18 protein-coding genes are annotated in these 23,322 nt (G+C 72.3%); 9 read left to right on the forward strand and 9 right to left on the reverse strand.

All coding sequences use genetic code 11. The features are described from left to right. Positions 1 to 2: 2 nt before the first annotated feature. Entirely contained in the window at positions 3 to 1,745 is a 1,743-nt protein-coding gene (locus ACFY8O_RS32185) for a pyruvate dehydrogenase (protein WP_387908649.1), read from the forward strand. A gap of 54 nt (positions 1,746 to 1,799) precedes the next feature. On the opposite strand, the gene ACFY8O_RS32190 is transcribed toward ACFY8O_RS32185, so the two are convergent. Together ACFY8O_RS32190 and ACFY8O_RS32195 are read right to left on the reverse strand one after the other, a co-directional pair. Then, the gene (locus tag ACFY8O_RS32190; protein ID WP_145812652.1) at positions 1,800 to 2,189 is read right to left on the reverse strand and encodes a barstar family protein; all 390 of its coding nucleotides are present in this window, start codon (positions 2,187 to 2,189) and stop codon (positions 1,800 to 1,802) included. A 133-nt stretch (positions 2,190 to 2,322) separates the two neighbouring features. Further along, positions 2,323 to 2,721: a ribonuclease domain-containing protein gene (locus ACFY8O_RS32195; RefSeq protein WP_387908651.1), complete on the reverse strand. Its 399-nt coding sequence runs from the start codon at positions 2,719 to 2,721 to the stop codon at positions 2,323 to 2,325. Positions 2,722 to 2,973: 252 nt separating this feature from the next. Here ACFY8O_RS32195 and ACFY8O_RS32200 point away from each other — a divergent pair, with 252 nt between their 5' ends. Then, positions 2,974 to 3,384 (forward strand): ATP-binding protein, encoded by a 411-nt coding sequence (locus ACFY8O_RS32200; protein ID WP_145812724.1) that lies wholly within the window; start codon positions 2,974 to 2,976, stop codon positions 3,382 to 3,384. Positions 3,385 to 3,387: 3 nt separating this feature from the next. Here the strand turns inward: ACFY8O_RS32200 and ACFY8O_RS32205 are convergent, their stop codons facing one another. Together ACFY8O_RS32205 and ACFY8O_RS32210 are read right to left on the reverse strand one after the other, a co-directional pair. Next, complete coding sequence (locus tag ACFY8O_RS32205; RefSeq protein WP_145812656.1) at positions 3,388 to 4,473, reverse strand: DUF2637 domain-containing protein; 1,086 nt, start codon at positions 4,471 to 4,473, stop codon at positions 3,388 to 3,390. Between the two features lie 204 nt (positions 4,474 to 4,677). Further along, complete coding sequence (locus ACFY8O_RS32210; protein ID WP_387908654.1) at positions 4,678 to 5,526, reverse strand: (2Fe-2S)-binding protein; 849 nt, start codon at positions 5,524 to 5,526, stop codon at positions 4,678 to 4,680. A 143-nt stretch (positions 5,527 to 5,669) separates the two neighbouring features. Here ACFY8O_RS32210 and ACFY8O_RS32215 point away from each other — a divergent pair, with 143 nt between their 5' ends. Beyond that, complete coding sequence (locus ACFY8O_RS32215; protein ID WP_387908656.1) at positions 5,670 to 6,416, forward strand: GntR family transcriptional regulator; 747 nt, start codon at positions 5,670 to 5,672, stop codon at positions 6,414 to 6,416. A gap of 98 nt (positions 6,417 to 6,514) precedes the next feature. On the opposite strand, the gene ACFY8O_RS32220 is transcribed toward ACFY8O_RS32215, so the two are convergent. Further along, positions 6,515 to 7,300 (reverse strand): hypothetical protein, encoded by a 786-nt coding sequence (locus tag ACFY8O_RS32220; RefSeq protein WP_145812662.1) that lies wholly within the window; start codon positions 7,298 to 7,300, stop codon positions 6,515 to 6,517. Positions 7,301 to 7,492: 192 nt separating this feature from the next. Beyond that, positions 7,493 to 9,214 (reverse strand): PucR family transcriptional regulator, encoded by a 1,722-nt coding sequence (locus tag ACFY8O_RS32225; RefSeq protein WP_387908658.1) that lies wholly within the window; start codon positions 9,212 to 9,214, stop codon positions 7,493 to 7,495. Positions 9,215 to 9,481: 267 nt separating this feature from the next. On the opposite strand from ACFY8O_RS32225, the gene ACFY8O_RS32230 reads away from it, so the two are divergent. The 6 genes from ACFY8O_RS32230 to ACFY8O_RS32255 all read left to right on the forward strand — a co-directional run bounded on the left by ACFY8O_RS32230 (position 9,482) and on the right by ACFY8O_RS32255 (position 20,088). After that, positions 9,482 to 10,372 carry an FAD binding domain-containing protein gene (locus ACFY8O_RS32230; protein ID WP_145812667.1) on the forward strand — a complete coding sequence of 297 codons (891 nt, stop codon included), beginning with the start codon at positions 9,482 to 9,484 and terminating at the stop codon, positions 10,370 to 10,372. A gap of 2 nt (positions 10,373 to 10,374) precedes the next feature. Then, positions 10,375 to 10,971, forward strand: coding sequence for a (2Fe-2S)-binding protein (locus ACFY8O_RS32235; RefSeq protein WP_145812669.1), 597 nt, complete (start codon positions 10,375 to 10,377; stop codon positions 10,969 to 10,971). 2 nt (positions 10,972 to 10,973) lie between these two features. Continuing rightward, positions 10,974 to 13,391 carry a xanthine dehydrogenase family protein molybdopterin-binding subunit gene (locus ACFY8O_RS32240; protein WP_387908707.1) on the forward strand — a complete coding sequence of 806 codons (2,418 nt, stop codon included), beginning with the start codon at positions 10,974 to 10,976 and terminating at the stop codon, positions 13,389 to 13,391. A gap of 191 nt (positions 13,392 to 13,582) precedes the next feature. Further along, a complete protein-coding gene (locus ACFY8O_RS32245) occupies positions 13,583 to 15,043 on the forward strand; it encodes an NCS2 family permease (protein ID WP_145812673.1) in 1,461 nt (486 codons plus the stop codon). 44 nt (positions 15,044 to 15,087) lie between these two features. After that, positions 15,088 to 16,227 (forward strand): XdhC family protein, encoded by a 1,140-nt coding sequence (locus ACFY8O_RS32250; RefSeq protein ID WP_387908661.1) that lies wholly within the window; start codon positions 15,088 to 15,090, stop codon positions 16,225 to 16,227. 207 nt (positions 16,228 to 16,434) lie between these two features. Next, complete coding sequence (locus ACFY8O_RS32255) at positions 16,435 to 20,088, forward strand: S8 family serine peptidase (protein WP_387908709.1); 3,654 nt, start codon at positions 16,435 to 16,437, stop codon at positions 20,086 to 20,088. A gap of 94 nt (positions 20,089 to 20,182) precedes the next feature. Here the strand turns inward: ACFY8O_RS32255 and ACFY8O_RS32260 are convergent, their stop codons facing one another. The 3 genes from ACFY8O_RS32260 to ACFY8O_RS32270 form a co-directional block, all read right to left on the reverse strand. Further along, positions 20,183 to 20,350: a hypothetical protein gene (locus ACFY8O_RS32260; protein ID WP_167526283.1), complete on the reverse strand. Its 168-nt coding sequence runs from the start codon at positions 20,348 to 20,350 to the stop codon at positions 20,183 to 20,185. A 341-nt stretch (positions 20,351 to 20,691) separates the two neighbouring features. Continuing rightward, complete coding sequence (locus tag ACFY8O_RS32265) at positions 20,692 to 21,441, reverse strand: hypothetical protein (protein ID WP_387908663.1); 750 nt, start codon at positions 21,439 to 21,441, stop codon at positions 20,692 to 20,694. Between the two features lie 185 nt (positions 21,442 to 21,626). Beyond that, entirely contained in the window at positions 21,627 to 23,168 is a 1,542-nt protein-coding gene (locus ACFY8O_RS32270) for a peptidoglycan-binding protein (protein ID WP_387908665.1), read from the reverse strand. Between the last annotated feature and the right edge of the window lie 154 nt (positions 23,169 to 23,322).

Consider the following 23,322-nt stretch of genomic DNA (forward strand, 5'->3'; position numbering starts at 1 on the left):
CCATGGCCAAGCAGAACGTGTCGGAACAGTTCGTCGACATCCTCGTGCGGGCGGGGGTCAAGCGGCTGTACGGCGTCGTCGGGGACAGCCTCAACCCCGTGGTCGACGCCGTCCGGCGTAACGCCGCCATCGAGTGGATCCAGGTCAGGCACGAGGAGACCGCCGCCTTCGCCGCAGGCGCCGAGGCACAGGTCACGGGCACGCTCGCCGCCTGCGCCGGTTCCTGCGGGCCGGGCAATCTCCACCTCATCAACGGCCTGTACGACGCCCACCGCTCCATGGCCCCGGTCCTCGCCCTCGCCTCCCACATCCCCTCCAGCGAGATCGGCCTCGGCTACTTCCAGGAGACCCATCCGGAGCTGCTCTTCCAGGAGTGCAGCCACTACAACGAGATGATCTCCAACCCTCAGCAGATGCCGCGTCTGCTCCAGACGGCCATCCAGCACGCGATCGGCCGGGGCGGCGTCAGCGTCGTCTCGATGCCCGGCGACATCGCCTCGCAGCCCGCCCCGGAGAAGTCGATCGAGCACGCCCTGGTCACCGCGCGGCCCTCCGTGAAGCCCGGTGACGAGGAGATCGAGAAGCTCTGCCGGATGATCGACGAGGCCAAACGGGTGACCCTGTTCTGCGGCAGCGGGACGGCGGGCGCGCACGCCGAGGTCATGGAGTTCGCCGAGCGGGTGAAGGCACCGGTCGGCCACGCGCTGCGCGGCAAGGAGTGGATCCAGTACGACAACCCGTACGACGTGGGCATGAGCGGGCTGCTCGGCTACGGCGCCGCCTACGAGGCCACCAACGAGTGCGATCTGCTGATCCTGCTCGGCACGGACTTCCCGTACAACGCGTTCCTGCCGACCGACGTGAAGATCGTCCAGGTCGATGTGCGCCCGGAGCATCTGGGCCGGCGGTCCAAGCTGGACCTGGCCGTCTGGGGCGACGTACGCGAGACGCTGCGCGCCCTGACCCCGCGCGTGAAGGTCAAGACGAACCGCAAGTTCCTCGACCGGATGCTGAAGAAGCACGCCGACGCGCTCGAGGGCGTGGTCAAGGCCTACACCCGCAAGGTGGAGAAGCACGTCCCGATCCACCCGGAGTACGTCGCCTCGGTCCTCGACGAACTCGCCGACGACGACGCGGTGTTCACGGTGGACACCGGGATGTGCAACGTCTGGGCGGCCCGCTATCTCACGCCCAACGGCAAGCGCCGGGTGATCGGTTCGTTCAGCCACGGATCGATGGCGAACGCCCTGCCGCAGGCGATCGGTGCCCAGTTCACGGACCGGAACCGCCAGGTCGTGTCGATGTCCGGCGACGGCGGATTCACCATGCTGATGGGCGACTTCCTCACGCTCGTCCAGTACAACCTGCCGGTGAAGGTCGTCCTCTTCAACAACTCCTCGCTCGGCATGGTCGAGCTGGAGATGCTGGTGGCGGGCCTGCCGTCGTTCGGCACGACCAACACGAACCCCGACTTCGCTGCGATCGCACGGGCCGCCGGTGCCTACGGGGTGCGGGTCGAGAAGCCGAAGCAGCTGGAGGGCGCGCTGAAGGACGCCTTCAAGCACAAGGGACCCGCGCTGGTGGACGTCGTCACCGACCCGAACGCCCTCTCCATCCCGCCGAAGATCAGTGCCGACATGGTCACCGGCTTCGCCCTCTCCGCCAGCAAGATCGTCCTGGACGGCGGGGTCGGCAGGATGCTCCAGATGGCCCGCTCCAACCTCCGTAACGTGCCGCGTCCCTGAGTGCGTGGCCCGTGCGCCCCGCGCCCGGGCCGGGACGCACCGTCCCGGGGCGGTTCACCTCAGGCGCAGGGTGCCGGGCGCGGTCCGGTCGGTGATGATCTCCACCAGCAGGTCGAAGAGGGTCGGACCGCGGCCCGCCCGCGCCTCGGCCAGTTCCGCCTCGACCCGCGCCCGGTTGGTGGGGTGCACGCGCGGAAGGAGTCCTTCCAGCCGACGGGCGGTCTCCTCGTGGCCCAGCGCGTGGGCGGAGTGGACGTGGTCGCGCCACTCGATGACGAACGCGCCGTCGTCCGGGGTGCCGAAACCGCCGCTCAGGCAGTCCGCGAAGGCGTCGAGCCCTCGGCCGAAGTAACCGCCGGGGCCGTTCACCGCCTCGCCGATCGCGTCCCAGAAGCTGTCCAGGCCGGTGACGGCGGAGCCGTCGATCACATAGGTCACGGTCATGCGTGGAGCGTACAAGCGTGTCCTCCCCGGCCGGCGGCGCGGCGGCCGGTGGCCAGGTGGCCGCCCCGGCGGTCCGGTGGCCCGCGCCGCAGGTGGGGGACTACGGCGCGGACCGGACCGGGGGAGTGCCTGGTCAGCAGTCGTGGTCGACCAGGTCGAAGGACTCGTAGTGGTCGGCGGTGTAGTAGTCCTCCTCGACCGCTTCACCCGTCACGATCCGGCGGGCGCCGCGGTCCGGGGAGCCGGGCGTGACGACGGTGTACTCGTGGTAGTAGCCGGTGCTCCGGCCGGGCAGCAGCGCCTCCCGGTTCTGGAAGACGGTGCCGTCCTGCTCGTACGGGAACGGGCCGCCCGCCTCGATGAGGTCGAGCGTGTCGTGGGCCTGGGACGGCAGCGCGGAGTAGCAGACGCTGCCCACCGCGGCGGTCGAGGGGACGGTCGCGACCGAGGCGCTGACCGGTCCGCCGGCGAGGAGGACGGACAGGAGGGCGGCTGCGCCGCCGAGCGTGGTGATCCGTGGGGGGATTCGCATGACTCCTATGATGACGCGCGTAGATCCGGATCCGTCAACGCCAACCCGTGTGAACTTTCTGGAAGTTAACCGTGATTAGACATCTGCCACACCCCGGGCCGTCCGAGCGGGGTCGCCTGGCCGTCCGTTCATATGTTGTTGCCCGGGGACGCGTGACCGCACGCCCGTGGGGAATGCATTGCGTGTGGTCGTTCGAGACATGACGGGCTGAAACGGCACCGAAGGAGACGATTCACCGTGCGCACGGGGGACATGACGAAGCGACAGGAGAGTCCGCCGGTGCGACTGCACCGCAGACTGGGGAACGCCGACCTGTCGGGGGTCGGGGAGGTGCGGGGCGCCTTGCGGGAGTTCCTGCGCTACCGCCGCCCACCGGAGGAGATCGACGTCGCAGAGCTCCTCCTCAGCGAACTGGTGACGAACGCGCTCATCCACACGAGGAACGGGGCGGTGGTCACCGCGACCTCCGCACCCACTCGATTACGGGTGGAGGTCCGCGACTTCGTCACGGGGCAGGAGCCCGCGCCGTACGTACCGAACGCCGACGACGGTACGCACGGCAGGGGACTGCTCCTCGTCCAGAGCCTGGCGGACTCCTGGGGAGTCACGGCCCAGGCACTGGGCAAGGTGGTCTGGTTCGAACTGCACGGCCGAAAGCCCTGAGGCTCAGCCGAACTGCTGCTCCAGATCCTTGAGCTTCTGCTCCAGCGAGTCGAGCCGGGGCAGGGCCTGGGTGTCGTCCTCGGCCGTGAGGTCGACGGTCGCGGTCTCACCGCTCGGGGTCTGTGCCGAAGTACTCCTGGAGTTCGAGCCGTTCACGGCTTGCAGGGATGGCCGGGGGCGCAGGGGCAGTTGTCCCGGCTCTGTTATGGCAGGCTCCGCGACGGCCGGTGGACCGCCTCCGGATGCGGGGGAGATGGCCTGGACGTCCACCTGGCCGCCGGTGCGGCCCCCGCGGGTCCAGACCCGGTTCTGCCGGTTCAGGGCCTTGATGCGGGCCCGGTCCAGCTTCGCCTGGTCCCTGCGGCGGTGCCGGTCCTGTTCCTTCTCGCGGCGGTCCTCCCGCACCTCGTCCACCGCCTCGTCCAGGGTGCGTACACCCTCCAGGAGCATCAGCGACCAGGCGCCGAAGGTCTCCCGAGGGGCGCGCAGCCACCGCACGATCCGGATCTGGGGCAGCGGGCGGGGCACCAGACCCTGCTCGCGCAGCGCCGCACGGCGCGTCTGCTTCAGCGCGCGGTCGAACAGCACGGCCGCCGACAGCGACATGCCCGCGAAGAAGTGCGGCGCGCCCGCGTGGTCCATCCCGCGCGGTGCGTGCACCCAGTTGAACCAGGCGGCGGCACCGGCGAACGTCCAGACCAGCAGTCTGGAGCCCAGCGCGGCATCGCCGTGGCTGGCCTCGCGGACCGCGAGCACCGAGCAGAACATCGCGGCCCCGTCGAGGCCGAAGGGGACGAGGTACTCCCAGCCCCCGGAGAGGCTGAGGTTTTGCCGGCCGAAGCCGACGAGCCCGTGGAAGGAGAGGGCGGCGGCGACCGCGGCGCAGCAGAACAGCAGGACGTACGAGGCGGTGGCGTAGAGCGCCTCCTTGCGCCGGCGGCGCTCCTCGCTCCGTTCCCAGCTGTCGTCGGCCGCGGCCTTCTCAGCGGCGCGCTTGCCGCGCGCGACCACCGTCACCGCCGCCATGACTCCCACGAGCAGCACGGCGCCCGGAAGCAGCCAGTCAAGCGATATGTCGGTCAGTCTCATGCGCGGTCCCTTGCGTCACGTAGGGCGTTTCGGGCGCCATCGTGACGGAAATACCGGGCCGCTCAGGGGGTTTCGGGGCAAGTGAACGCCATTGGGGTGGCAGGGCTCATCGATGGGCGGAATCTTTTCGAACCTCCGCACGGGGAGGCCGAGTTACGTTCGAATTGGGGTCGCCCGACGGAGTGGTGTGAGCCGCCGCACGGATCAGGAGGCGGCGGTGAGCTTCCGGACGCGGTCCGCGTCGCACGTGCGGGGGCAGGTGACGCAGGTGTCCTCGGGCCGCAGGGTGTAGAACATGCAGCAGCTGGCCCGGTCGCGCGTGGGCAGTGCCTCACCGTCGGGGCCGGTCAGTTCCCGGAAGCCGGCGGTGCCCACGTACGGCCGGGTGGTGCCGGGCAGCAGGAGCTCCAGCTCCCTCATGCCGCGGCTCTCCTCGCCGAGGAGGTGGGCGACGTACCAGAGGCCCTCCACGATCTCGTCGGTCGCCATGCCCCACAGCGCCCGCTTGCCGCGCCGCATGCGCGCCCGGAAGCCGTCCAGTACCGGGCCGATGTGCTGGGCCACGGAGTCGAGGACCTCGGCCCGCAGGGCCGCCTCGTCGGGGACGACCCTGGCCCCCGGCCGGGTGGCCGCGGGGTCGTCGGGCAGGCACGCGAACTCGCGTACGCGGAGGGTCAGACGGCCCAGGCCCCGGTGGAACGAGACGTCCTCCACCGGGATGCGCGGAACCCGGCGATGGGTGAACCACGGCAGGGTCACGAGGAGGCAGGCCGGCCAGGCGTAACGGTGAAGCCCGAAGCTCGCGACCACGTCGGGGCGGGCCTCGGTGCCGTAGTCCCGCCGCACCTGCGCCGCGTCCCAGGCCAGGAACTCCTCCAGGGCCTCGCCACCCGCCGCGAGCTCGGCCGCCCCGACCCACCCGGGGCCCGAAGGAGCCGCGGCGTCATCGGCGAGCACCTCGGCGCGCAAGCCGGGGAAGACCTCGGCCAGACGGGTGTACGCCGCCGTCAGCGGGGACGGGGCGGTGGCGGTGAGCAGGGCGGGCACGGTCATGCGGGGACCACCGAATCACGGAGCTTTGCAGGTTAGCCTTACCTTACCCGAAGAGATCCATGTTTGAACTGCGGCCCGCTCCGCCTATCGTGCACAAGGGCCCGGACGCACGCGAGTCGGCCCGCCAGTGCGAGGAGGCCGCCGTGGAGCAGGGCAGAGCGCGTGACGACGCGCGGCCGTACACGTCCGCGGGCACCCCGCCCGACGTCCGCGTACCCGAACAGGCGCGCGGCGAGCACACGCACGGTGAGCCGTCCGCGCCCCGTGGGGTCCAGCGGCACTCCGTACGCGGCCAGATACTGGACGCCCTGCGTGCCGCACTCGTCGGCGGTGAGCTGACCCCCGGCCACGTCTACTCCGCCCCCGCACTCGGCGCCCGCTTCGGCGTGTCGGCGACCCCGGTACGCGAGGCGATGCAGCAGCTGGCCGCCGCGGGCGCCGTCGAGGTCGTGCCGAACCGGGGATTCCGGGTCAGCGAGCGCGGCCCCCGCGAGCGTGCGGAGCTCGCCGAGGTCCGGGCGCTGCTGGAGATCCCGGTCGTGCTGCGGCTCGCCCGCACCGTCCCGGCGGCCCGCTGGTGCGCGCTGCGCCCGCTGGCCGACGCCACGGTCGCCGCCGCGGCGCTGGGCGACCGCGCCGGTTACGCGGAGAGCGACCGGGCCTTCCACCGCGCCGTGCTCGCGCTGTCCGGCAACCAGCAGCTCGTGCAGGTCGCCGGTGACCTGCACCGCCGCTCGCAGTGGCCCCTGGTCAACGGCCCCGCTGCCCGCCGTGCCGACCTGCTCGCCGACGCCTCGCAGCACACCGCGCTGCTGGACGCGCTCATCGCCCGGGACCTGACCGTGGTGCAGTCGCTCGTACGCGAGCACTTCGACGGCGCGGACGCCTGAGCGAGGCGGCGGCCCCCGGGGTCTCCGGGGCCTCCGCGTCCGCCCCCGCGCGTCCGCAGCGGTGCCGGTGCGCCCCGACGGCCGGTTCGCCCCGGGGCTCAGTTCGCCTCGACGGTCTCCGGGGCAGGCGGCTCGAGCCGGGGCGCCAGCCAGGTCGGTACGCCGCCGAGCAGCCGGAAGAGCCGGCCCGCCTCGGCGCGCAGCCGCGCCGCCGCCTCGGGTTCCGCCTCGGCGTCCGCGAGCGAGATGAGTGCCGGGGCCGTGCCCACGAGATAGCCCAGCTCCTCCCTTATCCGCAGCGACTCGGCGAAGCCGTGCCGCGCCTCGGCGAGTTCGCCCTCGCGCAGCGAGAGCGAGGCGAGATGGCGCCAGGTGAAGGAGAGCAGTAACGCGTCACCCCGGGCCGTGGCCCCGGCGTGCGCCCTGCGGTAGGCGGCACGGGCGGACTGCGGGGAGTCGGCGATGTTCTGCGCGATCAGGCCCCGGCGGAAGTCCAGCAGCGGGCGGCCGGGAGACGAAGGGGAGAGCAGCGCCGCCGCCCTGCTGAGCGCCACGCTCGCCTCGTCGGCCCGGTCGCGCGCCCCGAGCAGCGTCGAGGCGTAGGCGAGGTAGCCGCGCTCGCAGGCCGCCGCGCCGCGCTCGGAGTCGTCGTGGGCGAGCGCCTCGGCGGTGCGCAGCGCGTCCTCGGCGTCGGTCCAGCCGGTGCCGGTGTACAGGCACCGCTCCGTGAGCAGGGAGGTCCGCTGGAGCGCGGCGGCGGGGTCGGTGGCCGCGTGGGGTTCGAGGAGCGCGGCGGCGTCCGTCCAGCAGGCGCGTGAGCGCAGCCGCCATACCGCGGTCTGGAGCGGCGGATCGTCATCTGCTGTCGTTCCGGAACCAGACATGGCGGTATGCGCCACGTTGCCCTCCCCGAGCGCGCCGTCGAGCTGTGGAGGCCGACCGGCGAAGGACGGTCGGCCTGGGTCTGCGCGCATCTCAGCACGGAATGGCACGCGGGGCCAAGGGGTCGGATCGATGTCAGGTGAAAGATTTCACAATCACCTGGAGCCAGGGCGGGCCGTGGTAGTGCCGGGAAATCAGCTCATGCGCAGGGCGAGGAAGAAGTCGAGCTTGTCCTCGAGCCGCGAAAGGTCACGTCCCGTCAACTGCTCGATACGCCCGACGCGGTAGCGCAGTGTGTTGACGTGCAGATGCAGCCGGGCCGCGCAGCGGGTCCACGAGCCGTCGCAGTCCAGGAAGGCTTCCAGGGTCTCGATGAGCTCCGCGCGGTGCCGCCGGTCGTAGTCCCGCAGAGGGTCCAGGAGCCGGGCGGTGAAGGCGCGGCGGACATCGTCGGGGACGAACGGCAGCAGCAGGACGTGCGAGGCGAGCTCGTGGTGGCCGGCCGCGCAGACCGCGCCCGGCCGGGCCGCCGCGACCCGGCGGGCGTGCCGGGCCTCCTCCAGCGCGCCGCGCAGGCCCTCGGCGGAGTGCACGGCGGCGCTGACACCCAGTGTCAGGCGGCCGTCGCCGGCGAGGCCGGCGGAGAGCGGCGCGCGGACGGTGGCGAGCAGCGCGTCGGCGTGCAGCGCGGCGTCGTGCCCCTGCGGAGCGTCCGCCCCCTCCGCGGCCGGGGGCTCCGGGTCCCCCGGCCGGCCCGCATCGCCCTGGGGGAGCGCGGTGAGCGGGACGAGGGCGACGGCCTCCTCGCCCGAGTGCGCCACGGCGATGCGGTCGGCCGATTCGGGCCCCGACACCGCGGGGTCGACCAGGATCTCCTCCAGCAGCGCCTGCGCGACGGGGCCTCCCGGGAGCTCCGCTCCCTGCGTCCACTCGACCCTGGCCACCACGACCTGCCAGTGCGGGGTGGTGCCGAGACCCGGCAGCAGGACCGGGGCGGCCACCCGCAGCCTCGCGGAGATCTCCGCCGGGGCCGCGCCCGTCTGGACCAGTTCCAGGACCTCCTGGGCGAGCCTGCGGCGTACGGAGCGGGCCGCGTCACGGCGGTCCCGCTCGACCGCGATCAGCTGGGTGACACCCTGGAGCAGATCCAGCCGTGCCGCCGGCCAGTCGCCCGCGTCGGCCGCCACGGCCAGCACCCAGTCCGAGAGCACGGACTCGCGCACATCGCGGTCCGGGACCGTCGCCCGCCCGGTGTTCCGGACCGGGAACAGCGAGTAGACCGTGCCGCCCACCTCCGCCCGGTGGGGTCCGGGCCGGCCGGTGCGGGTCGCCGCGAGATGCTGCCCGGCCAGCTCCGCGCCGGTCCTCGGCGGGAGAGGTTCGCCCGCGCCGGCGATCTGGCGGCCCGTGGGCGAGAGGACCCAGGCGCGCAGGTCGAGGTCGGAGGTGAGCAGGTCCAGGACCACCTCGGGGCCGCCACCCGCCGGGCCCGAGGTCATCAGCCTGCGGTGGCGGTCGACCACGGCGGCGAGGTCACCGGCCCGTTCGCCGGAGACCTGGCGCACCACGTGCTCGGTGATCGTCGCGAACGCCACGGTCTCGTCGACCGCGAAGAGCGGGAGCCGGTGCCGCAGGCACGATTCGATCAGATCGTCCGGTACGGCCCCGAGCTCCGCCTCGCCCGCCGCCAGGCCGGCCACGCCGGCGTTCGCCAGGATCCGCACGAACGGCTCCGTGTCCGAGGCGTCCCGCCGCCAGGCCAGCCCCGTGAGGACCAGCTCCCCGCCGGACAGGTAGCGGCTGGGGTCGCGCAGGTCGGTCGTCATCACGCCCCGCACCGGCCGGTCCAGCTCGTCCTCGCCGCCCAGCAGCTGCAGGCCCAGCGCCTCGGTGTCCAGCAGTGCGCGCAGCCGCATGGTCGATCGCCGCCGTTCTCTTCGTCGGTCAGGAGCGGCGGGGGTCACCTGTGAATTGCGGTGAGGTTACGGGTGCCCGCCATTCGTTCGAATCTACAAGACGGTGATGGGGACCAGCCAATTCCTTCATGGTTTCCGTGACTGCACCGAGTGGAGCAAGGCTTGTGTACTGGGCCACACACCGCGTGAACATCACAGGAACGATCCTCAAGGGCCGGCCGTCCCCAGCCCAGCCGAACGACCCGATTGAGAAGAAGAGAGCCACTCATGGACTTCCTTCGCCCCGCCAGCTGGGAGGAGGCGCTCGCCGCCAAGGCCGAGCACCCGACGGCTGTGCCCATCGCGGGTGGCACCGACGTGATGGTCGAGATCAACTTCGACCACAGGCGGCCCGGCCACCTCATGGACCTGAACCGCATCGGTGAGCTGTCCGAGTGGCAGGTCGGCCAGGACTCCGTCCGCCTCGGCGCCTCCGTGCCGTACAGCGCGATCATGGAGCACCTGCGGGCCGAGCTGCCGGGACTGGCACTCGCCTCGCACACCGTCGCCTCGCCGCAGATCCGCAACCGCGGCGGCGTCGGGGGCAACCTGGGCACCGCCTCGCCCGCCGGGGACGCCCACCCGGCCCTGCTCGCCGCGGGTGCCGAGATCGAGGCCGCGTCCGTACGGGGGACGCGGATGATCCCGGTCGACGAGTTCTACACCGGCGTCAAGCGCAACGCCCTGGCACCGGACGAGCTGATCCGGGCCGTGCACATCAAGAAGGCCGACGGCCCGCAGCAGTACTCCAAGGTCGGCACCCGCAACGCGATGGTCATCGCCGTCTGCGCCTTCGGCATCGCCCTCCACCCGGAGACCCGCACCGTACGCACCGGCATCGGCTCCGCCGCCCCGACCCCGGTCCGGGCGAAGGAGGCCGAGGACTTCCTGAACGCGGCGCTGGAGGAGGGCGGCTTCTGGGAGAACGGCAAGGTCATCACGCCTTCCGTGGCCGCGCAGTTCGCCCAGCTCGCCGCGGGGGCCTGCAACCCCATCGACGACGTACGGGGAACCGCCGCCTACCGCAGGCACGCCGTCGGCATCATGGCCCGGCGCACGCTGGGCTGGACCTGGGAGCAGTACCGCGGAGCGGGACGCACCCTCGAAGGAGCTGCTTGATCATGCGAGTGAATTTCACGGTCAACGGCCGTCAGCAGGAGGCCGACGACGTCTGGGAGGGCGAGTCCCTCCTGTACGTCCTGCGCGAGCGCATGGGTCTCCCCGGTTCCAAGAACGCCTGTGAACAGGGCGAATGCGGTTCCTGTACGGTCCGCCTCGACGGCGTGCCCGTCTGCTCCTGCCTCGTCGCCGCAGGCCAGGCGGAGGGCCGCGAGGTCGTCACCGTCGAGGGTCTCGCCGACTACGCCAGGCACCGGGAGGACGCCCACCCCGGCACCGGCTGCGCCGCCGGCGCCTGCGGCACGTCGCTGGACGCCGCCCGGCGGTGGCAGGCGCGGCCCGCCGACGCGCAGAGCGCCGAGGCGGCCGAACTCTCGCCCGTCCAGCAGGCGTTCATCGACGCCGGAGCCGTCCAGTGCGGCTTCTGCACCCCGGGCCTGCTCGTCGCCGCCGACGAGCTCCTGGAGACGAAGCCCTCCCCGTCCGACCAGGACATCCGGGAGGCGCTCTCGGGCAACCTCTGCCGGTGCACCGGTTACGAGAAGATCCTCGACGCCGTCCGCCTCGCCGCGGCCCGTCAGGAAGAGACGGTGCGATGACCATGCCGCTGCATCCACGAGCCGCGACCGTACCGGCCGGCACCCCCACCAAGATCACCCAGGGCTCCACGACCCCCGGTGGCATCGGCGAGTCCACCCTGCGCCCCGACGGCACCCTCAAGGTGACGGGCGAGTTCGCGTACTCCTCGGACATGTGGCACGAGGACATGCTCTGGGGCCACACGCTCCGCTCCACCGTCGCGCACGCCGAGATCCGGTCCATCGACATCGGTGAGGCCGTCGCCACCCCCGGTGTCTACGCCGTCCTGACCTACGACGACCTCCCGGCCGCGGTCAAGAACTACGGCCTGGAGATCCAGGACACCCCCGCCCTCGCCCACGGCAAGGTCCGCCACCACGGCGAGCCCGTGGCCCTGGTGGCCGCGGACCACCCCGAGACCGCGCGGCGCGCCGCCGCCAAGATCAGGATCGACTACGCCGAGCTGCCGGTCGTCACGGACGAGGAGTCCGCCACCGCGCCCGGAGCCGTCCTGGTCCACGAGGGCCGCACCGACCACCACATCGGGCACGTCCCGCACCCCAACATCGTCCACCGCCAGCCCATCGTCCGGGGCGACGCCGCCCGCGCCGCCGAACGCGCCGACGTCGTCGTCACCGGCGACTACGTCTTCGGCATGCAGGACCAGGCCTTCCTGGGCCCGGAGTCCGGCCTCGCCGTGCCGTCCGAGGACGGCGGCGTCGAGCTGTACGTCGCCACCCAGTGGCTGCACTCCGACCTCCGCCAGATCGCCCCCGTCCTCGGCCTCCCCGAGGACAAGATCCGCATGACGCTCTCCGGAGTCGGCGGAGCCTTCGGCGGACGCGAGGACCTGTCGATGCAGATCCACGCCTGCCTGCTCGCCCTGCGCACCGGCAAGCCCGTGAAGATGGTCTACAACCGCTTCGAGTCCTTCTTCGGCCACGTCCACCGCCACCCGGCGAAGCTCCACTACGAGCACGGGGCCACCAAGGACGGCAAGCTCACCCACATGAAGTGCCGGATCGTCCTGGACGGCGGCGCCTACGCCTCCGCGTCCCCGGCCGTCGTCGGCAACGCCTCCTCGCTCGCCGTCGGGCCGTACGCCGTCGAGGACGTCGACATCGAGGCGATCGCCCTCTACTCGAACAACCCTCCCTGCGGCGCCATGCGCGGCTTCGGCGCGGTCCAGGCGTGCTTCGCCTACGAGGCCCAGATGGACAAGCTCGCCGCCGCGCTCGACATGGACCCGGTCGAGCTGCGGCAGCTGAACGCGATGGAGCAGGGCACCCTCCTCCCCACCGGTCAGCCCGTCGACTCGCCGGCGCCGGTCGCCGAACTGCTGCGCCGCGTCAAGGCCCGCCCGATGCCCCCCGAGCGGCAGTGGCTCTCGGCCGACGCCGAGGGCAGCTCCGTCGACGTACGCGCGCTGCCGGGCGGGCTGTCCAACACCACGCACGGCGAAGGTGTCGTACGGGGTGTCGGCTACGCCGTCGGCCTGAAGAACGTCGGCTTCTCCGAGGGCTTCGACGACTACTCCACCGCCCGGGTGCGGATGGAGGTCATCAACGGTGAACCGGTCGCCACCGTGCACACCGCGATGGCCGAGGTGGGGCAGGGCGGTGTCACCGTCCACGCCCAGATCGCCCGCACCGAACTGGGCGTCAGCCAGGTGACCATCCACCCGGCGGACACCCAGGTCGGCTCCGCGGGGTCCACCTCCGCGTCCCGCCAGACGTATGTCACCGGCGGTGCCGTGAAGCACTCCTGCGAGGCCGTCCGGGAACAGGTCCTGGAGATGGGCCGCCGCAAGTTCGGGACGTACCACCCCGCCTGGGCGACCGCCGAACTCCTGCTGGAGGGCGGCAAGGTCGTCACCGACGCGGGGGAGGTGCTCGCTCCGCTGGCCGAGGTGCTGGAGGACGAGGCCGTCGACATCGAGCTGGAGTGGCGCCACCGCCCCACCGAGCCCTTCGACCTGCGCACCGGGCAGGGCAACGGCCACGTCCAGTACTCCTTCGCCGCGCACCGCGCGGTCGTGGAGGTCGACACCGAACTCGGCCTGGTCAAGGTCATCGAACTGGCCTGCGCCCAGGACGTCGGCAAGGCCCTCAACCCGCTGTCGGTCGAGGGCCAGATCCAGGGCGGCACCACCCAGGGGCTGGGTGTCGCCGTCATGGAGGAGATCATCGTCGACCCGAAGACGGCGAAGGTACGCAACCCGTCCTTCACCGACTACCTGATCCCCACCATCCTCGACACCCCGACCATCCCGGTCGACGTGCTCGAACTCGCCGACGACCACGCCCCGTACGGGCTGCGAGGCATCGGCGAGGCCCCGACCCTGTCGTCCACCCCGGCCGTCCTCGCGGCGATCCGGAACGCGACGGGCCTGGCTCTCGAGAGGACCCCGGTGCGCCCCGAGCACATCACCGGGACCTGACGATCCGCCAGCGGGTCCAGGGGCGGTGTCCGCCCGGCGCGGCACCACCCCAGGACCCACCCCACCGATCCCTCTGCACGAAGAGTTCGCCTCGGGCCGTCCCCCGGGTCGTGCGCCTCGCAGTCATCCCAAATCCCGCAATCACGACAGCTCCACGCGGGTGCCCCTGTGAACCTTGGGAGTCAGGCAACATGACCCAGCAGTCCGTGGAACCCAGGACCGGAGCGGAGGACGCGGGCCCCGGCTCGCGCGTCCCCGCCGGGCGGTCCTGGCTCGACCGGTACTTCCACATATCCGAACGGGGATCGACCGTCGCGCGCGAGGTGCGCGGCGGCGTCACGACCTTCATGGCCATGGCGTACATCCTCCTGCTCAACCCCCTCATCCTCGGCGGCGAGGACGTCGAGGGCCATCTGCTCGGCCAGCCGGGCCTGATCACCGCCACCGCACTCGCGGCGGCGGCCACCACCCTGCTGATGGGCTTCGTCGGCAAGGTGCCGCTCGCCCTCGCCGCCGGCCTCAGCGTCTCCGGGGTGCTCGCCTCGCAGGTCGCGCCGGCCATGACCTGGCCGCAGGCCATGGGCATGTGCGTGGTCTACGGCGTGGTGATCTGCCTGCTGGTCGTCACCGGCCTCCGCGAACTGATCATGAACGCGATCCCGCTGGCGCTGAAGCACGGCATCACCATCGGCATCGGCCTCTTCATCGCCCTCATCGGCCTGGTCAAGGCGGGGTTCGTCCACCAGGGGGCGGCGACGCCGCTCTCCCTAGGCCCCGCCGGTGAACTCGCGGGCTGGCCGGTCCTCGTCTTCGCGGTGACCCTGCTGCTGATCTTCATGCTGCAGGCGCGCAACGTCCCCGGGGCGATCCTGATCGGCATCGTCGCCGGCACGCTGGCCGCCGTCGTGGTCAACGCCGTCGGTGACATCGACCCCAAGGCGTGGAGCAGCGGCCCGCCCGAGCTGAGCGGCAGCGCCGTCTCCTCACCGGACTTCTCGCTCTTCGGGGACGTCGAGTTCGGAGGCTGGGGCGACGTCGGTGTGATGACGGTCGGCATGATCGTCTTCACTCTGGTCCTGGCCGGCTTCTTCGACGCGATGGCCACCATCATCGGCGTCGGCACGGAGGCGAAGCTCGCCGACGACAAGGGCCGGATGCCCGGCCTGTCCAAGGCCCTGTTCATCGACGGAGCGGGCGGGGCGATCGGCGGAGTGGCCGGCGGATCCGGCCAGACCGTGTTCGTCGAGTCGGCGACCGGCGTCGGGGAGGGCGCCCGCACCGGGCTCGCCTCCGTCGTCACCGGACTCTTCTTCGCCGCCTGCCTCTTCTTCACGCCGCTCACCGCGATCGTGCCGGCCGAGGTGGCCTCCGCCGCGCTGGTCGTGATCGGCGCCATGATGATGCAGAACGCCCGGCACGTGGACTGGGGCGACCGTTCCGTCGCCGTACCGGTCTTCCTCACCGTGGTCCTGATGCCGTTCACTTACACCATCACCACCGGTGTCGCGGCGGGCGTCATCGCGTACTCGGCCATCAAGCTCGCCCAGGGCAGGGCCCGCGAGGTCGGCGTCTTCATGTGGGTCCTGACGCTGGTCTTCCTCGTCTACTTCGCCCTGCACCCCATCGAGAGCTGGCTGGGCGTCAGTCCCTGACGCCCGCCGCGTCCCAGCGCACCTCAGTCAGAAGGAGACACGCCATGCTGGACATCGCCGAAGAGCTGCACCGGTGGGTCGGGCAGGGACGCGTTTTCGCCGTGGCCACCGTGGTGGCCGTCGGCGGCAGCGCGCCCCGGCAGCCGGGTGCCGCCCTCGCCGTGGACAGTGAGGGAACGGCCATCGGATCGGTCTCCGGCGGGTGCGTGGAGGGCGCTGTGTACGAGCTGTGCCGGCAGGCGATCGAGGACGGCACCACCGTGCGCGAGCGCTTCGGATACAGCGACGACGACGCCTTCGCGGTCGGCCTGACCTGCGGGGGAGTCATCGACGTCCTGGTGACCCCGGTGCGCGCGGACGACCCCGCGCGCCCGGTGTTCGCCGCCGCGTTCGCCGCCGCCGCGCAGGGCCGCGCGGCGGCGGTCGCCCGTGTCACCGAAGGGCCCGACGACCTGCTCGGACGGCTCCTGCTCGTCCGTCCGGACGGGACGTACGAGGGCGGGCTCGGCGGACATCCCGAGCTCGACCGCACCGCCGCAGCCGAGGCCCGCGCCCTGCTCGACGCGGGGCGCACGGGGCAGGTCGCCATCGGTGCGGACGGCTCCCGCTGCGGGCGGCCCCTGACCCTGCTCGTCGAGTCGAGCGTCCCGCCGCCCCGGATGATCGTCTTCGGGGCCATCGACTTCGCCGCGGCCCTGGTGCGGGCAGGCCGCTTCCTCGGCTACCGCGTCACCGTCTGCGACGCCCGGCCCGTCTTCGCGACGGCGGCCCGTTTCCCGGACGCCGACGAGATCGTGGTCGACTGGCCGCACCGTTATCTGGCCACCACGGACGTGGACACCCGCACGGTGCTCTGCGTCCTCACCCACGACGCGAAGTTCGACGTCCCGCTGCTCGAACTGGCCCTGCGGCTGCCGGTCGCCTACGTCGGCGCGATGGGCTCGCGCCGTACCCATCTGGAGCGCAACGAGCGGCTGCGCGAGGCCGGTGTGCCGGAGAGCCGGCTGGCCGTGCTGCACTCGCCGATCGGGCTGGACCTCGGCGCCCGTACGCCGGAGGAAACGGCCCTCTCGATCGCCGCGGAGATCGTCGCCGAACGCCGCGGGGGCAGTGGACTGCCGCTCAAGGGCTCCCACACGCCGATCCACCACGAGGACGCCCCCGCGCGCGTCCCGGTGGCCTGAAGACGACGGTCGACGGCCGACCACGCCGGGCGGGTTGCCGCCACGGCGGTTTCACGCCAGGGGAGAAGCCGTCCGCAGCCCCGGATTTACCGGTAGATCAGCTGCATGACATTTTCCCTCTCCTCCGTTTCCGGCCGGGCGAGACCCGCTCGCGCGGGACGCAGGGCTCTGCTCATAGCGACCTCGGTCGCCCTCGTGAGCGGCGTCATGCTCCCCGCGGCGGGTTCCGCGACCGCCGCTCCGAAGCCGTCGGCCGCCCCCGAACGCCACGGCACCGACGCCCGCGACCACGACATCACGCTGGTCACCGGCGACGTCGTCCACTTCACGGACGGCGCGGGTGACCAGGACACCGTCACCGTCGACCGCCCCGACGGCGCCGAGGGCGGCGTGCACGTGCGGCAGGCCGGGGAGGACGTCTACGTCATCCCCGACGAGGCGAGCGCGCTCGTCGCGGCCGGGAAGCTGGACCGCCGGCTGTTCAACATCTCGACCCTGGTGAAGATGGGGTACGACGACGAGCGGGCCGGCGGTATCCCGCTGATCGCCACCTACCCCGCGAGCACGGCGCGTTCGCTGCCCGCCGCCCCGCGCGGCAGCAAGACGGTCCGCCGGCTGGAGTCGGTGAACGGGGCGGCGCTCACGGCCGACAAGGACGACGCCCGCGCCTTCTGGAGCGACATCTCCCGTACGGGCAGGAGCCGTTCGCTGGACAGCGGCATCGCCGCGCTGTGGCTCGACGGCAAGGTCGAGGCGGCGCTCAAGGACTCCGTGCCGCAGGTCAACGCCCCCGAGGCCTGGGCGGCGGGCTACGACGGCACGGGCACGACGGTCGCCGTGCTGGACACCGGCGTCGACGCGACGCACCCGGACGTCAAGGACCGCATCACGCAGTCCAGAAGCTTCGTGCCGGGCGAGGAGGTCGACGACAGGAACGGCCACGGCACGCACGTCGCCTCCACCGTCGCGGGCTCCGGGGCGGCGTCGGGCGGCGCCGCCAAGGGCGTCGCCCCCGGCGCCGACCTGATCATCGGCAAGGTGCTGAGCGACGGCGGGTCCGGGGCGGACTCCGGCATCATCGAGGCCATGGAGTGGGCGAAGGCCGAGGGGGCCGACGTGGTCTCCATGAGCCTGGGCTCCAGCATCCCGGACGACGGGAACGACCCGATGGCGCAGGCCGTCGACGCGCTCTCCGCCGACGGGGGCCCGCTCTTCGTGATCGCCGCGGGCAACGCCTACGGGGCGGGCACCATCGGCTCGCCCGGCTCCGCCGCGAGCGCGCTGACCGTCGCCGCCGTCGACAAGCAGGACGGCAGGGCCGACTTCTCCTCCATGGGACCGCTCGTGCGGTCCCACGGCCTGAAGCCCGACCTCTCCGCACCGGGCGTCGACATCGAGGCCGCCGCCTCGCAGTCGGTCCCCGGTATCGAGGGCATGTACCAGTCGATGTCCGGTACGTCGATGGCCACCCCGCACGTCGCGGGTGCGGCGGCCATCCTGAAGCAGCGTCACCCCGAGTGGTCAGGACAGCGGATCAAGGACGCGCTGATGAGCTCGTCCGTGCGGCTTCCCGCCTACACCCCGTACGAGCAGGGCACCGGCCGGCTCGACGTGAAGGCCGCCCTCGACACGACGATCGAGGCCACCGGCTCCGTCGAGGTCGCGTCGTACGACTGGCCGCACAGCTCCTCCGACCCGGTCGCCCAGCGCACCCTCACCTACCGCAACACCGGTGCCTCGGACGTGACGCTGGACCTGGCGACGGACACGGACACGGCCGCGTACACCCTGTCCACGTCCACGCTGACCGTCCCGGCGGGTTCCACGGCCGAGGCCGTCCTCTCGGTCGACCCCTCGAAGGTCCCGGTCGACACCCAGTTCTCGGGCCAGGTCGTCGCCACCGACGCCGCCGGCACCACCGTGGCCCACACCGGCTTCGCCGTGCACAAGGAGCAGGAGCTCTACGACCTGAAGCTCCGGCTGCGTGACCGCGCGGGCGAACCCGCCGACGGCACCGTGGTCCTCGCCGCCCTGGGCGACCCGAACCTCGACCTGGTCAACCTCTCGGGCGAGACCACCCTGCGTCTGCCGCCCGGCAACTACACCGCGTGGACGGCCCTCGACGTGGAGGGTGACCGGGCGGACTCCCAGGGCCTGGCCTTCCTGATGGCCCCCGAGACCGTCCTGGACAAGCCCACGACGGTCACCCTCGACGCCTCCGAGGCGCGCAAGGTCACCGTGAGCACGCCCGAGGAGACCGAGCTGCGGCAGATGCGCCTCGACATGGCGCGCACGTCACCCGACGGTGTCGTCCAGCGTGAGGCGTTCACCCTCCCGATCTCCTACGACCAGCTGTGGGTGAGCCCCACCCAGAAGGTCAAGGAGGGGGACTTCAGCTATCTGACCCGCTGGCGGCAGGGGGAGAAGGCGATCGACGTGTCGGCCGGTGGCCGTGACGTCCCGGTCACCGCGCAGATCGGCTCCCCGGTCGCCGAGGACAGCGACCGCAAGCTCAAGGCCGTCTTCGCCGGCAACGGCGCGTCCGCCGACTACAAGGGGCTGGACGCCCGCGGCAAGGCGGTCGTGGTCGACCGCAGCGACGCCGTCGCCCCCGCCGAGCGGCTGGCCAACGCGCTCGCCGCGGGCGCCTCGGCGCTCTTCGTCGTCAACGACGGCCGGGGCGTGCTGATGGAGTCCTCCTACGTGCCCTACGGCGAGGAGACCACGATCCCGGTCGCCTCGGTGCAGCGGCTCGCGGGGGCGGCTCTGGTCGCGGCAGCCCGCAAGGGCTCCCGGATCGACGTCGACCAGCGCAAGTTCGCGCGTTACGTCTACGACCTGGTCGACCGTCACGACGGAGCGGTCCCGGACCGTTCGCTGGCCTTCGCGCCCTCGGCCCGGCAGCTGGCGAAGGTGGAGAACACCTTCTACGGCCACCGGGACGTGCTCGGGGGCGGCTACCGCTACGACATCCCGGACTACGGCTTCGGCATCGGTTTCGAGGAGTACGAGACGTTGCCGGGCACCCGCACCGAGTGGGTCACCCCGCTGCCGGGCGCCTCCTTCTGGTACGAGAACCACTCGGTGCTCAACGCCGACGCGTCCGACAGGGCGCAGGAGATGCGCAGCGCGGAGCTGGACTACACGGCGGGCAGGACCTATCGCGCCGACTGGTTCGCCCCGGTCACCGGACCGCGTCTCGGCACGGGCTACTGGGGTCCGTTCCGCACCGCGTACAACGACCTCCAGTTCAACATCACACCGTGGACCGACTCGGGCGAGGGCCACTCCGGCGCGATGCCCGCCGACGAGTACGACACCACTTCCTACGCGTTCTACCAGGGCGGCACCTTGGTCAAGAAGGGTGCGGGCCGCGCCGGCGCCGTCTGGGACCTGTCGGCCGAGAAGGTGCCGTACCGCCTGGTCATCGACTCGGCGCGGGACGAGGCCACCTGGAAGACCTCGACCCGCACGCACACCGCGTGGGACTTCGTCTCGGGGGCGCTGCCCGAGGGCACCCAGCAGGCCGACATCCCCCTCCTCCAGCTGGACTACGACGTGTCCACCGACCTGGCGGGCGACGTCAAGGCCGGCAAGCAGGTCGAGGTGGGCATCGAGTCGGGCACGCAGGAGTGGCTGGACGGCGCCGTGAAGGCGACCAGGGCCTCGCTGTCGGTCAGCTACGACGAGGGCAGGACCTGGAGCGCGGTCCAGCTGCGCAAGGGCGCGTCGGGGGAGTGGACCGCCAAGCTGCGGACACCTGCCGTGGGCGCGGCCTCGGTCTCGCTGAAGGCGCACGCCGAAGGACCCGGCGGTCTGGCCGTCGACCAGGAGATCATCAAGGCCTTCGGCCTGAAGTGACCCGCTGAACGGCCGGCAGAGGTGGTTCCGCATCCCCCGGGGTGCGGGACCACCTCTTTCACGTGTCCGAGCACCGACGCGCGCGGGGGAGCTTTCACCTGCGGCGGCGGGCCGCCTTCTCCTGGGCCTTGCGCCTCGCGACGGTGTAGCGGGACCAGTCGCCCCGGTGCCGGTCGCACCGGGAGGCCTCCTTCATCGCCAGCCGCCGGCAGGCCGTGCCCTTCTGCGTGAGTGCTCCGCACCTCGACTGCGTACGCGCCATGTCCGACCGCCCTCCGGGTCCCGCCGGCCCGGTGCCGGCAGGCCTCAGGTTCGCCCGTGGGCGCGGGGTGGTGGAAGGCGTACCCGTGGCCGGCGGGTGCGCTCCGGAGCGTGCGGGCAGCCGTCAGGGCCTCCCGCCCCGCCGGGCCGCGGCCTCGGTGCGCCGCTGCTCCTCGATACGCCGTTGCGCCTCGTCCCAGCTGATCGGCGGCCGGCCGGCGCGTGCCGGCCGGTGAACGTGGAGGAGCGCATCGCCGGTGCGAGACCCGTCATGACGGAGCGCTGCGGCTCCGTCCTGGCGTAGGCGTGGAGCGGGTCACGGCCAGGGCTCGGCGGGGGGTCTCAGCTCACCTCGTCGGCCGTCCGCAGCAGGCGCAGGAAGGCCTTCAGGCCGCTGATGATCTCCTGGTTGTCCGTCAGGCGATGCACCGTGGACTCGAATTCGCGCCCCAGCGCGGCGATCTTCCGGTCGGCCTCGTCGGCCCGCCCGTGCGAGGCGACGTTCAGCGCGTCGACGGTCCGGCGCAGTTCGGCCAGGGCCCGGTACTGCTCCTCGGCCCTCTCCTCCAGGGCCTTCGTGCCCGCGTGGAGCCGCTCGACCCGCTCGCGCACCTCCAGCACGTCGTCGCGCGGGAAGGTGACGTCCTCGATCAGGGTGCCGAGCCGCCGCCGCAGTTGCCCGAAGTAGGCTCCGGCCGGCCTGAAGGCCGTACTGAGCAGGAAGAAGCCCGCGAACCAGTAGCCCGTCACGGCTCCCGTGGCCGCTGTGACCGCCACGACCAGGGCGGCTGTCAGCGCGTGCCCGCCCACGGCGACCCGGAGCATCAGCCGGGCGATCCGGGCGGCCTCGGTGTCCCGCTCCTCCGGTACCTCCAGGCCTTTCGAGCGGCTCACACCGATCTCGGCCAGCACCGTGTGCGCCCGGAAGTACAGATTCCAGGGGACCGTCAGCAGCAGGAGCAGCCACATCAGGCTCACCACCCCCGCGGCGGCGCCCAGCAGCAGTGAGGCGGGCGCCCCCGACGTGTACGCCAGCGCCAGCGCGCCGGCCACCACCGCCGTCGCGAGCACCGCTCCCATGAACCGGCCCATGCCGTCCCCCTCCACCGGCGCCCGACGGCGCTCCGCCCCGTGTCCCGCCGTACCCGCTCGTCCGTCATGGTCCCGGCGGAAGGGGGCCGGGGGCATGAGTACCGGTACTCAGCGGGCGGTGCGGGGCACGGGGCGGAGGAGCCGGCCCGGACCGGCGTCCTGGCGGCCGGGGAGCCTGCCGGGGATCAGCGTCCGGACTGGAGGGCCGCCCAGGTGTTCGGCCCCACGCTGCCGTCGACCGAGAGACCCCGCGAGCTCTGGTAGCTGCGCACCGCCGTGTCCGTGGCCGTGCCGAAGGCGCCGTCGACGGACACCGTCGTGCCCAGGGCCGCGGTCAGCGCCCGCTGGAGCCGCTTCACGGCGTCGCCCGAGCTGCCCTTGGTCAGCACAGGCGTGGTGCCGGCCGAGAGCAGGGCGGTCCAGGTCTTCGGGCCGACCGTTCCGTCGGCGCTCAGCCCGCGGGCCGTCTGGAAGGCCTGCACGGCGCTCTTGGTGGTGGGGCCGAAGATCCCGTCCGCGGTGCCCGCCTCGTAGCCCTGCTGGTTCAGCAGTGTCTGGAGCGCGGTGACCTGGGCGCCCGTCGAGCCCGACGACTGCGTGGTGTACGCGCCGAAGCTCAGCCCGTCCGCGCTGCCGCCCGTCCCTCCGACGAGCTGCATGTAGTAGGTCCAGTTCCAGTTGACGCCCGGGTCCGTGTGGTCGTTCCCGGGGGCCTCGCTGTGCCCGATGACGTGGGTCCGGTCCTTGGGGATGCCGTACCGATCGCAGAGGTACTTCGTCAGTGCGGCCGAGGAGCGGTACATCGTGTCGGTGAACCAGGACGGGTCGTCGACGAAGCCCTCGTGCTCGATGCCGAGCGACGAGGCGTTGGCGCTCCTGGCGTGGTACGCGGTGTCCTTGTCGCGCACCATCTGGGTGATCTGGCCGTCCGAGGACCTGACCACGTAGTGGGAGCTGACCTGGGACACCGGGTTCTGGAACCAGCTGATGGTCCCGGCGTACGAGCCCTGGGTGACGTGGATGACGACCTTGTCCACCGTGGCGGTGCGGCCCGTCGCGTAGTTGGCGGCGTTGGCGGCGACCCAGAGCGCGGGCGGGTAGTCGGGGCTCTGGGCGGTGACGTCCGCCTTCGCGAGCGGCCCCTTCTCGGGGGAGACGGGGCGGGAGGTGACCGAGACGCGTTCGCCGCCGACGGTCGTGCGCAGCCCTTCGGCGAGGAAGGTGTAGACGGTGTCCGCGTAGAGGGCGGCGACGGAGCCCTCCGCCCCGCTGTAGCGGGCCACGGCCGGGTACCAGGCGTCGATGTCCGCCCGCTCGGCCGCGTCCATGCCCAGCGCGTCCGCATGGCTCCGCAGGACCGCCGCGCCGCCCAGGATGTTGGTCCCGGTGTCCCGGCGCAGCTCGGCCACGGCCTCACCGGTGAGGGCGGCGGCCTTCTCCAGGGAGCGGTTGGAGGGGTTGCTGACGAGGTGCATCACGCCGTAGCCGTTGTCCTGGCTGGGGAGCCCTCCGTGGCCGTTCAGATGGGTCTCGCCGTAGCCCACGGCGGTGAGCAGGTCGCGCGGTACGCCGTACTCCTCGGCGGCCCGGGCGAAGGCCTGGTTCAAGGAGTCCGGTGCGGCCGGAGCCGCCGAGGCCGGGTGGCCGGTGGCGACGAGAGCGGTGACGGTGAGCGAGGCCAGGACGGCGGCGCGGCCTCGGGTGGGGCCGGCTGGGCGTGGGGGCATTACCTGCTCCAGGTCTGTGGGGGAGAGGAAGGCCGAGGGCCCAGGGGGTGGACCGGGGCCGTCGAGCCCGCACAGGCTATCCACCTGAGCAATGCATGACAACGAGGCGTCGCTGTGTCCAAGTCGCCTTCACTCCAATGGAGTTGGCCTACCC

This window comes from Streptomyces argenteolus, from assembly GCF_042902585.1.
Taxonomy (GTDB): domain Bacteria; phylum Actinomycetota; class Actinomycetes; order Streptomycetales; family Streptomycetaceae; genus Streptomyces; species Streptomyces argenteolus.